This window comes from Streptomyces indicus, from assembly GCF_900100315.1.
Classification (GTDB): Bacteria; Actinomycetota; Actinomycetes; order Streptomycetales; family Streptomycetaceae; genus Streptomyces; species Streptomyces indicus.
Genome location: NZ_FNFF01000005.1, coordinates 31548 through 43945 on the forward strand (window position 1 = coordinate 31548; position 12398 = coordinate 43945).

At 70.2% G+C, this 12398-nt stretch carries 14 protein-coding genes; 8 read left to right on the forward strand and 6 right to left on the reverse strand.

The annotated features are described in order from the left end of the window. Window positions 1–81: 81 nt before the first annotated feature. From BLT97_RS14645 to BLT97_RS14655, 3 genes are all read right to left on the reverse strand, one after another. A complete protein-coding gene (locus BLT97_RS14645; RefSeq protein WP_093610082.1) occupies window positions 82–933 on the reverse strand; it encodes an ABC transporter permease in 852 nt (283 codons plus the stop codon). Continuing rightward, the gene (locus BLT97_RS14650; protein WP_093610084.1) at window positions 933–1871 is read right to left on the reverse strand and encodes an ABC transporter ATP-binding protein; all 939 of its coding nucleotides are present in this window, start codon (window positions 1869–1871) and stop codon (window positions 933–935) included. The genes BLT97_RS14645 and BLT97_RS14650 overlap by 1 nt, the downstream gene beginning before the upstream one ends. Before the next feature lie 185 nt (window positions 1872–2056). After that, the gene (locus BLT97_RS14655; RefSeq protein WP_093610086.1) at window positions 2057–2821 is read right to left on the reverse strand and encodes a carbon-nitrogen hydrolase family protein; all 765 of its coding nucleotides are present in this window, start codon (window positions 2819–2821) and stop codon (window positions 2057–2059) included. A gap of 229 nt (window positions 2822–3050) precedes the next feature. On the opposite strand from BLT97_RS14655, the gene BLT97_RS14660 reads away from it, so the two are divergent. Together BLT97_RS14660 and BLT97_RS14665 are read left to right on the forward strand one after the other, a co-directional pair. Beyond that, window positions 3051–4130: a LacI family DNA-binding transcriptional regulator gene (locus BLT97_RS14660; RefSeq protein ID WP_093610088.1), complete on the forward strand. Its 1080-nt coding sequence runs from the start codon at window positions 3051–3053 to the stop codon at window positions 4128–4130. 203 nt (window positions 4131–4333) lie between these two features. Further along, window positions 4334–4795, forward strand: coding sequence for a hypothetical protein (locus BLT97_RS14665; protein ID WP_093610090.1), 462 nt, complete (start codon window positions 4334–4336; stop codon window positions 4793–4795). A 135-nt stretch (window positions 4796–4930) separates the two neighbouring features. On the opposite strand, the gene BLT97_RS14670 is transcribed toward BLT97_RS14665, so the two are convergent. Further along, window positions 4931–5524: a TetR/AcrR family transcriptional regulator gene (locus BLT97_RS14670; protein WP_093610092.1), complete on the reverse strand. Its 594-nt coding sequence runs from the start codon at window positions 5522–5524 to the stop codon at window positions 4931–4933. A 77-nt stretch (window positions 5525–5601) separates the two neighbouring features. Here BLT97_RS14670 and BLT97_RS14675 point away from each other — a divergent pair, with 77 nt between their 5' ends. From BLT97_RS14675 to BLT97_RS38485, 3 genes are all read left to right on the forward strand, one after another. Beyond that, window positions 5602–6018: a VOC family protein gene (locus BLT97_RS14675; protein WP_093610094.1), complete on the forward strand. Its 417-nt coding sequence runs from the start codon at window positions 5602–5604 to the stop codon at window positions 6016–6018. A 156-nt stretch (window positions 6019–6174) separates the two neighbouring features. Then, window positions 6175–6876 (forward strand): helix-turn-helix domain-containing protein, encoded by a 702-nt coding sequence (locus BLT97_RS38480; RefSeq protein WP_245769337.1) that lies wholly within the window; start codon window positions 6175–6177, stop codon window positions 6874–6876. Window positions 6877–6879: 3 nt separating this feature from the next. Beyond that, window positions 6880–7224, forward strand: coding sequence for a transposase (locus BLT97_RS38485; RefSeq protein WP_281251132.1), 345 nt, complete (start codon window positions 6880–6882; stop codon window positions 7222–7224). Between the two features lie 32 nt (window positions 7225–7256). Here BLT97_RS38485 and BLT97_RS14685 read toward each other — a convergent pair whose 3' ends face one another. Then, window positions 7257–7694, reverse strand: a complete 438-nt coding sequence (locus BLT97_RS14685; RefSeq protein ID WP_093610096.1) for a hypothetical protein — start codon at window positions 7692–7694, stop codon at window positions 7257–7259. Window positions 7695–7875: 181 nt separating this feature from the next. Then, on the reverse strand, window positions 7876–8883 hold the full coding sequence (locus BLT97_RS14690) for an acetylxylan esterase (RefSeq protein ID WP_093610876.1): 1008 nt from the start codon (window positions 8881–8883) through the stop codon (window positions 7876–7878). A gap of 313 nt (window positions 8884–9196) precedes the next feature. On the opposite strand from BLT97_RS14690, the gene BLT97_RS14695 reads away from it, so the two are divergent. The 3 genes from BLT97_RS14695 to BLT97_RS14705 are packed head-to-tail and all read left to right on the forward strand — an operon-like array spanning window position 9197 to window position 12338. After that, window positions 9197–10441, forward strand: a complete 1245-nt coding sequence (locus BLT97_RS14695) for a sugar ABC transporter substrate-binding protein (protein ID WP_093610098.1) — start codon at window positions 9197–9199, stop codon at window positions 10439–10441. 56 nt (window positions 10442–10497) lie between these two features. Beyond that, complete coding sequence (locus BLT97_RS14700; RefSeq protein WP_245769338.1) at window positions 10498–11472, forward strand: carbohydrate ABC transporter permease; 975 nt, start codon at window positions 10498–10500, stop codon at window positions 11470–11472. Beyond that, on the forward strand, window positions 11469–12338 hold the full coding sequence (locus tag BLT97_RS14705) for a carbohydrate ABC transporter permease (protein ID WP_093610100.1): 870 nt from the start codon (window positions 11469–11471) through the stop codon (window positions 12336–12338). The genes BLT97_RS14700 and BLT97_RS14705 overlap by 4 nt, the downstream gene beginning before the upstream one ends. Window positions 12339–12398 lie beyond the last annotated feature (60 nt).

Genomic DNA, 12398 nt, shown 5'->3' on the forward strand with positions numbered 1-12398 from the left:
CGCCTTGGAGATGTGTGCGGGCGCCGCCGGTTTCCGTCGTGTCGATCCGTCCGACCGGCGCCCGGTGGTCGCTCGATCTTCCTACGCGTCGCGCCTGCGGAAGGTGAGGAACGCGGCCGTGAGCAGCACGGCGACGCAGAGCGCGAGGACGCCGAGCCCAGGCCACGGGTCGAGCAGAGCGGGGTCCCGGTAACCGGTGACGATCTGGCCACCCGCCGTCGGCGGCCAGTAGACGGCGGCCCAGTCGGCCAGCGGGCCGGGCAGTGCGGGTCCGAAGGCCGGCACGATGAGCAGGGTCGCGAACATCGTGGTGACCGTGGCTGTGGTGCTCCGGACCAGGGTGCCGACCGCGAGGCCGAGGAGGGCTGCGAGGGTGAGGTAGAGCGCGCCGCCGAACACGGCACGCAGCGACTCGGGGTCGGACAGCTGGACGTGCGGGGCTCCGGCACCGGCGAGCGCCGACTGGCCGGCCGCGAAGCCGGCCAGCATCGTGGCCACGCCCACCGCGTACGCGGCGACGGCGAGGACGGCGCCCTTCGCCGCCAGGACACGGCTGCGGTGCGGTACGGCGGTGAGGGTGGGGACGATCGTACGGCTGCCGTACTCGGCGGTGATCACCAGGCCGCCCAGGAGTGCGAGGGTGACCTGCGCCAGCATGTAGCCCTTCAGGGCGGTGCCGAGCGGGTCGAAGACCGCCTGGTCGGCCGGTGCGAGGGTGGCGTGTTCACCGCCGGCGGAGGCGCCGTTGAGCGCGGCTAGGCCGACACCCGCGACCAGGGTGCCGAGGGCGACCCACAGCGTGGAGCGCATCGTCCGCAACTTGATCCACTCGGCGTGAAGGCTGTGCAGGAAGGTCGCCCGACCCCGCTCCTGGGGGCCGGGCAGCGTCCGGTCGGCGAGGGGGCGGCGCGTGGTGACGCTGGTGTCGCTCATCAGAAGGTCTCCTTGTCCGCGCCCGTGCCGGCTGTCGCGGCGTACTCCGCGCTGTCCTGCGTCAGTTCCATGAAGGCGTGCTCCAACGAGGGTCTGCGCGGGGCGAGTTCGTGCAGTTCGATGCCGCGGGCGGCGGCCAGCGCGCCGACGACCGGGGCGGTGAGTCCGGTGACGACCAGGCTCTGCGCGTCGTCACCGCGGCGCACCGCCGCACCCTCGGCCGCGAGCCGGGAGGCGAACACCTCGGCGCGCGGGCTGCGCACCACGACTTCCCGAGGTGAGGAGTGGGCCGCGATGAACGCGGCCATGGAGGTGTCGGCGATCAGCCGGCCCCGGCCGATCACGACGAGGTGGTCGACGGTCCGTTCCACCTCGTTCATCAGATGGCTGGAGACCATCACCGCGCGCCCCTCCGCCGCAAGGCCGCGCAGCAGGCGGCGCATCCAGACGATGCCCTCGGGGTCCAGGCCGTTGAGCGGTTCGTCGAGTACCAGGACCGGCGGATCGCCGAGCAGGGCAGCGGCGATGCCCAGTCGCTGCTTCATTCCGAGGGAGTACGTGCCCGCAGCGCGGCGGGCCGCGGAGCCGAGCCCGACCACGTCGAGCACCTCCTGGACGCGGCGGCGCGGAATGCCGTTGCCGGCCGCGAGGGCGAGGAGATGGTGCCGGGCGCTGCGGCTCGGCAGCAGCGCCCCGGCGTCGAGCAGGGCGCCCACGGCCCGCAGCGGAGCGGGGTGCGCGGCGGCCGGACGGCCGTCGATGGTGGCGGTTCCCGAGGTCGGGGCGTCGAGTCCCAGGATCATGCGCATGGTGGTCGACTTGCCCGCGCCGTTGGGGCCGAGGAAGCCGGTGACCTCGCCACGGCGCACAGTGAAGTCCAGTGAGTCGACGGCGCGCACCTCGTGGTAGCGCTTGGTCAGGCCGCGAACCTCGATCATCACATCTCCGTCTGTGCAGGGGTGCCGGTGGTGGGCACGCACCGTGGCGGTGCGTCCGCGGACCAGCCTGGCCCGGCGTCATGGGAGCGGGATGAGTCCGTATGGGAGTTCTCTGTGAGCGGTCGGCAGATCGGCACAGGTGGTCGGCAAGCCGCTCCTGAATCGACACCGCACGGCCAGCGGGCTCACAGAGAGTTCGCAGAATGTGCCCGCGCGGCGTCCATGCCCGCGGGCTGCCCCACCGGCCCCACCTCCGCGACCACCACGCCCTCCGTACAGTCGTCCGCCTCCGCGAGCAGGGTGCCGCCCGGCGCCCACACCGCCGACCCGCCGCAGCCTGTCCACTCCCCGGCGGGTCCGACGTGGTTGGCGAGGACGACGTGGAGGCCGGCGCTGCGGGCGATGCCCGGGTAGACGGTCGCGCGTTCGCGTACGCCGCCGCCCGTGCCGTACAGCGAACTGGCCAGGTGGGCATCGCAACGGTCTGCGGCGGCGCGGGAGATGAGGGCGGGGAAGTGGTTGTCGTAGCAGGTGGCGAGGGAGAAGCGGAGACCTCCGTAGGTGAAGCGTCCGTCGGTGCCGCCTGCGGCGAAGACCTGCTGCTCGTGCTCGAAGAGGTGTTGCTTGCGGTACGTCGTCAGGAGCGCGCCCTCGGGCCCGTACACGAAGGTCTCGATCGCGGGTCGTGGGCCGCCGGACGGGGCGGCGGCGTTCACGACTGTCACCAGGCCGCAGGCGCGCAGCGCGTCCAGGCGTACGTCGTCGTGGCGGGTCCACAGGGCCGGGTGGTCGCGGATCGCGTCCAACTCGTAGCCGGTGAGGGCGAGTTCGGGGAGGACGATCAGCTCCGCCCCCTGCGCGCGGGCCTCGGCGGCGAGGTCTGCCATCCGCCGCACGTTGGCCGGGATGTCGGCGGGAGTGCAGGTGAGCTGGGCCGCTGCGATCTTCATGGGGTCAGGGTGCCAGGTCTCGGTGCGACGACGCGCGGCGCCCGGCACCGCCTCGACTCCGTCCCGGCCGGCCCCACCTCCCACCCGGCGCGACCTCGCTGCCCACCGCGGCTCGGCCTCGCCTCCCACCCCGCCCCGGCCTTGCCCCGCGCCGCATCCCGACCTAGGGTGAATGCGCTTTCATACGGTCCGGCCCATTCGGGCCCCAACGGAATCGGGGTCCCACCCGGTGAGCTCAGCCCCCACTGTGTACGACGTCGCCGAACGTTCCGGTGTTTCCATCGCCACGGTGTCCCGGGTCTACCGGTCCCCCGACACCGTGCGCGAGCAAACCCGGCAGCGGGTGCTCGAAGCCGCCCGCGAACTCGGCTATGTGCCCAGTGGCAACGCGCGCGGACTCGCCAGCCGTTCGACCGGGGTGCTCGGCCTGTGCTTCCCCGACTACTCGGACCCGGACGCCGAGTCGGAGGCGGAGAGCACCGCGGGCGAGGACATCGACGACGCCGCGATGCTCTACTCCGACCAGATCATCCGCGGCATGGAGCGGGCCGCACGCCGCCACGGGTACGCACTCCTGATCGCCGCCTCCCTCAAGGGCGGGCCCGAGAGCCTGGTGGCGAAGGTGGCGGGGCGCGTCGACGGGTTCGCCGTCCTGGCCCGCACCGTCGCGACCGAGGAGCTTGAGGTGATCTCGCGGCGCCAGCCGGTCGTGATGCTCGCCGGCCCCCGGGAGTCGGACGACCTGGACCACCTCGACCACATCGAGGTGGCCAACGCCGACGGCCAGCGCGAGCTGACCCGGCACCTCATCGAGGACCACGGGCTGCGTCGCCTCGCCTACATCGGGTCCGCCGAGGAGTCCCCGGACGTGGCCGCCCGGTTCCGTGGCTACGTCGAGGCCTGCCGGGCCGCGGGTCTGCCCGCGCCGGACGAGCCCGATCTGCGCGTCGGGATGATGACGCAGGCGGAGGGCGCGCAGGCCGCGGACGCGCTGCTCGAACGGTCCGGCCCGCGCCCCGACGCCCTGCTGTTCGCGAACGACCAGATGGCGGTGGGCGCGCTGCACACGCTGGAGCGCCGGGGGGTGCGCGTCCCGCGGGACATCGCGGTCACCGGCTTCGACGGCATCGCGCTCAGCCGTATCGTCCGCCCGGCACTCACCACCGTGCGTCAGCCGATGCGGCGGATGGGCGAGGAGGCGGTGGAACTGCTCGTACGCCGCCTGACCGGCCGCCAGGACAGCGAACCCGTCTCGATGATGCTGCCGGTGTCGGTGGCGAGGCGGAGCAGTTGCGGGTGCGGGGACTGAGCGACGCGAGGACCAGGGGAGCGCGGGAACAGTGATCCGCGCGGGGGTTGAGGGGCCACCGACGGACGCCCGCTTCCGTCCGACGTCAGCGCGCCTCGGGCCAGCCCTCCCGTGCCCCCGGTGGCAGCCGTCGACAAATGAGCGGCTCACCGCTCCTGCCCCGGCTACGGTCACTGAGGGAGAGGCGAACGATCGGGGATCCGGTGACAACTCCAGCCGTACACGCAGCACTTGACCTGCTCTGCGCCGTTCCGGTCTCGGGCCGCCACGACGAGGACCTGCCCGACGAGCTGTTCGACCGTGTCGAGGACCTGATCCGGGCCCACGGCACCGACGACATCGCCGAGCTCGTCGCCACGGCAGTGGAATCCGGCCGGGCCACTATGGGTCAAGCGACCGTGTTCCTGGACGTGGCGGTGTGGTCGGGAACCGACAACGGTGCATCCCTCCACTCCACCCTGGACGCGTGGGTGCGCGGCGCGGACGACGCCGTACGCCTGGCACTTGCGCTGCACCACGCCTACTACCCCCTGAGCACGCGCGCGGAGATGATCGCGGCGCTGACCCGGATCGCCGGACGCTTTCCGGCCCACCGAGCGGTCTGCGAGCGCCTCATCGCGAACCGGCCCGACGAGCCGCCCTCGGCAGACCGTCCCCGCGCGTGACTGCTCCCGTCCGCCCGCCGGAAGAACGCTTAGTGGTCGGCTCTGGAAGTCCTTCGGGGGTTAACCCGAGCACTCACCGCGTGGTGTATGCGGGTCGACAGCTGAGTGATTGCGCCCTGTGATGCTGTCGTCAAGTCAGGCGGTGCGCAGCGCCTGTAGCAGTTGTGCCAGCGCGGCTTTGGTGTGGTCCAGGTCTTCGGGGTCGGAGGAGGATGCGAGCCACAGGGCGGCCTCGTTCATTGCTCCCGACAGCAGGTGGACCAGTGGTGCGACTGGCTGCGGGGCGATGATCCTTGCGTCGATGAGGGAGGACAACGCGTCGGCGAGGTGGCGGGCCGAGGCGGCTTCGTCCATTGCCCGCCATTGGCTCCATCCCAGTACGGCAGGCCCGTCGACCAGCATGACGCGTTGGATGTCCGGATCGGTGGTGGCGGTGAGGAACTCCTGGCAGCCGGCGGTCAGCTGGGTCCAGGGATCGTCGTGGGCGTCGGCGGCCGCGGCCACGCGTCGGCCCACTTCCTGCTGCATCTCTTCCAGGACGGCACGGAAGAGGTCCGCCTTGCCGGTGAAGTGGTGATAGAGCGCACCCTTGGTCACTCCGGCTGCCTGGACGATTTCCGCCAGGCCCACTGCGCCGTAGCCGCTGCCTGAAAACAGGCGCCTGCTCTCCCGCAGCAGCGCCTGCCTGGTCTGCTCCCGCTGCTGCGCCCGGATGCCGTGCTGTCGCATCGCACTCCTCATTGACATACCGAAGGTATGCGAATAGCGTCATTCGCATACTGATGGTATGCGAAAGGGGTTCAGGTATGAAGCTGACCGGCTTCTATCCCGTGATCGGCACAGCGAAGCTGCGAGAGTCCCACGACTTCTACACCCGGCTGCTGGGGTTCGAGACGACGTTCGAGGCCGACTGGTACGTCAGCCTGCGCCAGCCGGGAGATCCCGGGTACGAGCTCGCCCTCCTCGACCACAGCCACCCGACGGTTCCCGAGGGCCACCGGGTCCCCGCACAGGGCCTGCTGCTCAACTTCGAAGTGGAGGACGTGGACGCGGAATGGGAACGGCTCGTCACCAGCGAAGGGCTGCCTCCCGTCCTTGCGCTGCGCAGCGAGGACTTCGGGCAAAGGCACTTCATCGTGGCCGATCCCAACGGCGTCCTGATCGACGTCATCACCCCGATTGCCCCCACCGCGGAATACTCCGAGCAGTACGTCACCAGCTGACCTCCGAGGGGCGTGCTCGTCAACGACCTATCGGGCACGCCCTGGCCACCGGGGACTTGAGGACTGTGCCGGTGAGGTAAGCCGGCGCTGTCCCTCCCGTTCACCGCCCGAGAGATGGGCCGCTCTCCTTCCATGCCCGTGTGCTCTGCCGTGCCCGTGGAGCTGACCGCTTCCGAGCGCCACCGACTCAAGAAGACGACCTACGGCCACAAAACCCCGCACCAGGCACGCCGGCGGGCGACGATCGCGCTCCTGGCGGCACGAGGTCGCGGCAACGCCCGGATCGCCGCCGAAACCCACCTGCACGTGGACACCGTGCGACGCCCCTGGCGCGGCCGATTCGCGGCCAGCAGGGTGCCTGTTTTGGCCGACCTCAAGCGATCGGGACGACCGCCGACATTCACCGCGCTGCAAAACGCCGAAATCAAGGCGCTGGCCTGCCAGTTGCCCACCGAAACCGAAACTCCGCTCTCCCACTGGTCACGCGCCGAGCTCGCGCGCGAGGCCGTCACCCGGGCCATCACCGAGACGATCTCCGCCTCCACGGTGCGCCGCTGGCTCAAGGGCGACGCACTCAAGCCCTGGCAGCACCGCTCCTGGATCTTCATCCGCGACCCGAACTTCCGCGCCACCGCTCAACGGGTCCTGGACCTCTACGCCCGCACCTTCGACAGTGTCCCGCTCGGCGAAGACGAGTACGTCATCTCCGCGGATGAGAAGACCTCCATCCAGGCCCGCTGCCGCTGCCACCCCACCCTGGCCCCCGGCCAGGCCCGCGCGATGCGCGACAACCACACCTACGGGCGCGGCGGAGCCCTGGCCTACCTGGCCGCCTACGCCAGCGCGAAACGCGTGTAGTGGATCGTCGACAACGGCTCCTCACATCGCGGCCAGTCGGCCATAGACCGCCTGGCCAACAGATTTCCGAACGCCGTCATGGGCCATACACCCGTCCATGCCTCCTGGCTGAACCAGATAGAGATCTTCTTCTCCATCGTGCAGCGCAAGGTCGTCGCACCCGACGACTTCACCGACCTCGACCAGGTCAGGGACCGGCTCCGAAGATTCGAAGACCGCTACAACGCCACGGCACAGCCGTTCCAGTGGAGGTTCACCACCTCCGACCTGGACGATCTGCTGGCCAGACTCGACCGGCACGCAGTCACCGACCTACCGGAAGAATCCTCCACGGCACTCTCAGCATGATCAACCCCCGAAGGACTTCCGGATCCGACCACTTAGTCGGCCCGCCGGAAGCGGAAGGCCTCCCCGCCCGGCATTCCCGCTGGCCTGGCCTTCAGTACGTCCCCGTCGACCACGACGTCCAGGCTCGACGGCACGCCGACCGTGGCACACGGGGACGCGAACGCGATGCGGTACGCGGCACCGTCCGCCTCGCCCCGGCCCGCATCCGAGGCGCCCTCCGCCTCGTCCGCGGCCGTGACCTCCGCTCCCCCGCACAAGCGTGACGGCGACGTCCCGAGGATGGCCTTGCCCGCCTCGTCGACGCGGATCATCGCTTGGTCCCCGAAGTCCGCGTACCCCGGCGGCTGGCGGCCGTCCGCCTGCCACTCCCCGGTGATCGGCTCGGACCCGGAGTCCTCGGAACACCCGGAAAGCAGCAGCCCGAGGACCAGGACGGCCGCACCGCTCACACCGGTCACACGACGACGCACACGGAACTCCCGTCAGAGGAAAGCCGGTCGGGCCGCATTGAAGCAGACGCGCCGCGCGGTGGGTATGCCCACTGCCCCGGCGGGGAGCACACCCCCCCACCCGGCACCATCCGCACCTCAGAGCAGCCGCCCCCCTGAGAGCACCCGCTCTCAGGGCACCCGCCCCTGATCGCGCCCGCCCTCAGAGCACCCGCGCGAAGAACTCCGCGGTCGCCGCGTCCAGTTGCTCCTGCTCGGCCTGCGTGCCCTCGTAGTCGAAGTGCCCCGCCTCGCACACCATGAGGTCGCGCGGTCCGGCCAGACCGTTGTGGACCGCGAACTGGCCGGGCGGCGGCACTGACGGGTCGAAGAGCGCCGCAGCCACGAGGACCGGCTTGTGCAGCTTGCGCGCCGCGGTCGCCGCGTCGAAGTAGGCCAGGACGTCGAGGACTTCGGGGTGGTCGGCGTGGTGGCGGCGGACCGCCGCGCCGCTCCCGGCGCAGTCCAGCGTCACCCGCAGCGGGTGGTTGCCGAAGGTCGGCACGGTGAGCTGACCGGCCGCGAAGCGGTCGTCCCAGGGCAGGACGAGGGCACCGAGGCCGCCGCCGAAGCTCACGCCGCGGTAGCCGAGGCGCGGGGCGGAGGTGTTCAGTTCAGGGACCAGCTCCAAGAGCGCAGAGGCCGCACACCACAGGTCGGCCACACACTCCCCGATGACGTACGTCTCGCGTGAGCCGATGCCGTGCAGCACGTGCTCCCCGGCCACGGAGGGCACCGTGGGCGACAGGCTGCGGTCCGCCATGCCGCGCACGCACGGCAGGATCGCGGCGGAATGCGGCAGGGGCAGCGGCACGTCGGCGCCGGCGGCTTCGCGGCCGCCGTATCCGTGCCCGATGACGAAGCCGTGCTCCGCCGCGCCTTCGGCCGGGAGCACCAGCCAGCCGCCGAGGCGGACCCCGCCCACGGAGGTGTACGAGACCTCGTGGATCCGCACGCCGTCGCGCTCCTCGACGAGCGGCCCGAGCTCGGGCCGCGGCGCCACCGCACGCGCCTGCTCGTACCGCCCGCGCCAGAAGGCGTCGAAGTCCGCGGGGCCCTCCGGGGCGGGGATGCGCAGCAGGTCGTCGAGGGTGCGGCCGTAGGAAGGATCGAAGGGGAAGTCGTGGGTGAAGGCCCGCGCGGCGCGGGCGCCTTCGGTGCTGGCTGCCATGACCATGACCCTACTCAGCCACCCCAGCAGTAACGGAGACAGGTCCGGTGAGCCAGCGACGTACGACGGCACCGCGTCGGCGTATGGCCTCACCGGCACCGCGTCGGCGTACGGCGGCACCGGCACCGCGTCGCCGTACGAAGGCACCGGCACCACGTCGACGTACGGCGGCACCGCACCCCATCCAGGTGTCGCGCCCGTTACGGGAGTGTGACCAAGACCCCTCTTGCCACAGCATCGACGCTGTCACAGAGTTATGTATGCGCTTACAGGCAACGCATACATTCCACGGTCCGTTACGAAGGAGCCGTCCATGAACCGCCGCACCACCACCGCCGCGCTCGCCGTGACCCTGGCGTCCGCGTTGACGCTGACCGCCTGCGGCGGTTCCGGCGGGGACCAGGCCGCGGCCGATGCGAAGCAGACGCTGACGGTCTGGGCCATGGGCACCGAGGGCGAGAAGCTGGCCGATGTCGCGAAGGTCTACGAGAAGGCCAACCCGAACATCAAGGTCAAGGTGACGCCGATCGGTTGGGACGTGGCGCACCAGAAGCTCGTGGCCGCCGCAGCAGCGGGCAAGCTGCCCGACGTGATGCAGATGGGCGGCAGCTACATGACCGAGTTCGCGGACATGGGCGCACTGGAGCCGGTGGACACCAAGACCTTCCAGGAGAAGGACTTCTTCCCGGCCGGCTGGAAGCAGGGGCAGCACGACGGCGAGACGTACGGCGTGCCGTGGTACGTCGACACGCGCGTCCTCTTCTACCGCACCGACCTCGCGGAGAAGGCCGGCATCGACAAGGCCCCGGCCACCATGGCGGAACTGCAGCAGGCGGCCGAGAAGTTCCAGAAGAAGGCCGGCACCAAGTGGGGTCTGTCGATCCAGCCCGGCGGCCTGGACACCGTGCAGAGCTTCTACCAGTTCCTGTACTCGGCGGGCGGCGAGATCGTCTCCAAGGACGGCAAGGCCGTGGCCAACAGCCCGGCGGCCGTCAAGGCGCTGGAGAATTACGCGAGTTACTTCGACAAGGGCCTCAGCGAGAAGTCGGTGCGCCCCGGTTACGACGTGACCAAGGACTTCAACAACGGCTCCGTTCCCATGTTCTTCGGCGGCCCCTGGATCATGGGCCTGATCGACGAGAACTACCCCGACCTCAAGGGCAAGTGGGCCGTCGCGAACGTGCCCGAGGACGAGACCTCCGCCGCGATGGCGGGCGGCTCGGCGCTCACGATCTCGGCGGACAGCGAGCACAAGGCCGCCGCCGAGAAGTTCATCAAGTACCTCACGGACACCGAGGGCCAGGCCGACTGGTACGAGCGCACCAAGGACCTGCCGGCCAACGTGAACGCCTGGAAGACGGGTGAGCTCGCCACGAATCCGGACATGAAGGTCTGGAAGACCCAGATGGAGTCGGCGAAGGTCTCGCCGCCCCAGCCCAAGTGGACCGAGATCACCTCGAAGATCGACACGGCGATCGAGAAGGCCACCCAGGGCAAGGAGTCCCCCAAGGCCGCGCTCGACGAGGCCCAGCGCGCGATCGAAGGCCTCGTCCAGTAACTCCCCCGTCCCCGGCGTGCGCACGGCGCGCACGCCGGATCTCCGAAGGGCGCACCATGTCCACCACGACACCCACCCCCGCCCCGTCCGCGGCCGTGAAGACCGCGGACGGCGGGCCGGCCGACGGCAAGGGGCGGCGCCGAAAGCGCTCGGTGGGGAAGCAGAACCTGGCCGGCTGGCTGTTCTCCACCCCGTTCCTGGTGCTGTTCGGCGTCTTCATGCTCTTCCCGATCGTGGCGACGCTCCTGATGAGCTTCACCGACTTCGGGCAGCGCAACGTCCGCCGCCCGCTGGAGGCGGAGTTCGTCGGCATCGAGAACTACGTCAAGCTGTTCGGGGACGAGCAGTTCCTCAAGGCCCTGTTCAACACCGCGTACTTCGTGGTCGTCGGGGTGCCGCTGACCATCGGGCTCGGCCTGTTCGCCGCGGTCCTCCTCAACAGCGGCATCGACAAGGCCCGTACGGTCTTCCGCGTGGGCTTCTACGCTCCGGTGGTCACGACGATCGTCGCCGTGGCGATCGTCTGGCGCTTCGTGCTCGACCCCGCGGACGGCCTGATCGCCGGGCTCGGCGACGAACTCGGCTTCACCGCACCGGACTTCCTCGGCTCGGAGACCTGGGCCATGCCCTCGCTGATCGCGATGGCCGTGTGGCGCAACCTCGGCACCGTGATGGTGCTGATGATCGCCGGCTTGCAGGCCATCCCGACGGAGGTACGCGAGGCCGCCCGCCTGGACGGCGCGAGCGCCTGGCAGGAGCTGCGCCGGATCACGGTGCCGCTGCTGCGCCCGACGCTCCTGTACGCCACGGTCATCACCACGATCGGCTATCTCAACGTGTTCGAGGAGCCCTTCGTGATGACCCAGGGCGGTCCCTCCGACGCCACGCTGACCGTGTCGCTCGACATGTACAAGCAGGGCTTCAGCTTCTTCAACATGGGCTACGCGAGCGCCATGGCGTACGTCCTGTTCGTGGTGATCATGGGCATCACGGTGCTGCAGCTGCGACTGATGAAGGACAACACGAAATGAGCGCCGCACCCACCACCCCGGTCCCGCGCCGGCCGCGCGAGGGCGCCGTCCGCAAGCCGGTCCTGTATGTGATCGCCTCGCTCGGGCTGCTCGTGATGGCCACGCCCTTCCTCTGGATGGCGCTGAGCGCCTTCAAGACGAAGAAGGACCTGACCGCGAGCCCGCCGGTCTGGCTCCCGTCCGAGTGGACGCTGCAGAACTTCCGGGATCTGCTCGACCAGCTGGACATGCCGCAGTACTTCCTGAACTCGCTGATCGTCGCGGTGCTCGTGACCGTGTGCAATCTGCTGTTCTGCTCGATGCTCGGCTACGCGCTGGCGAAGCTGAACTTCACGGGCCGTTCGAAGGTCTTCGGGATCGTGCTCGCGGCGCTCATGGTGCCGGCCAACCTGATGGTGCTGCCGCTGTTCGTCCTGGTCAGCCAGTTGAACCTGCTCGACACGTACGCGGGCCTCGTCCTGCCCTTCGCGGCGGGCGCGTTCGGTGTGTTCCTGATGCGGCAGTTCATGCAGGCGATCCCGGACGAGCTCCTGGAAGCGGCGCGGATGGACGGCGCCGGCGAGTGGTACATCTTCTGGCGCATCGTGCTTCCGCTGGTCAAGCCGGCCCTCGCGACGCTGACGATCTTCACGTTCCTCGGTTCGTGGAACAACTTCATCTGGCCCCTGATCGCCACCAACGACCCCGAGAAGTACACCCTTCCCGTGGCCCTCGCGACCTTCGCGAACGACCCCAACCGCACCGTCGGCGGCGGCAACGGCATGCTCATGGCGGGCTCGCTGCTCGTCGTGCTGCCCGTCCTCGTCGTCTTCGCCGTGCTGCAACGGCACTTCACGCAGGGCATCGCCACCGCCGGCCTGAAGTGACCGGGCCCGCGGCGACCGGCCGCCCCGCCTCCAGGCCCGCAGCGTCGCCGGCCTGAGGAT

Bases quoted from the DNA above. Each gene is read 5' to 3' on its own strand.
- BLT97_RS14645 (WP_093610082.1), bottom strand. From the start codon at position 933: ATGAGCGACACCAGCGTCACCACGCGCCGCCCCCTCGCCGACCGGACG.
- BLT97_RS14650 (WP_093610084.1), bottom strand. From the start codon at position 1,871: ATGATCGAGGTTCGCGGCCTGACCAAGCGCTACCACGAGGTGCGCGCC.
- BLT97_RS14655 (WP_093610086.1), bottom strand. From the start codon at position 2,821: ATGAAGATCGCAGCGGCCCAGCTCACCTGCACTCCCGCCGACATCCCG.
- BLT97_RS14670 (WP_093610092.1), bottom strand. From the start codon at position 5,524: ATGCGACAGCACGGCATCCGGGCGCAGCAGCGGGAGCAGACCAGGCAG.
- BLT97_RS14675 (WP_093610094.1), top strand. From the start codon at position 5,602: ATGAAGCTGACCGGCTTCTATCCCGTGATCGGCACAGCGAAGCTGCGA.
- BLT97_RS14690 (WP_093610876.1), bottom strand. From the start codon at position 8,883: ATGGCAGCCAGCACCGAAGGCGCCCGCGCCGCGCGGGCCTTCACCCAC.
- BLT97_RS14695 (WP_093610098.1), top strand. From the start codon at position 9,197: ATGAACCGCCGCACCACCACCGCCGCGCTCGCCGTGACCCTGGCGTCC.
- BLT97_RS14700 (WP_245769338.1), top strand. From the start codon at position 10,498: ATGTCCACCACGACACCCACCCCCGCCCCGTCCGCGGCCGTGAAGACC.
- BLT97_RS14705 (WP_093610100.1), top strand. From the start codon at position 11,469: ATGAGCGCCGCACCCACCACCCCGGTCCCGCGCCGGCCGCGCGAGGGC.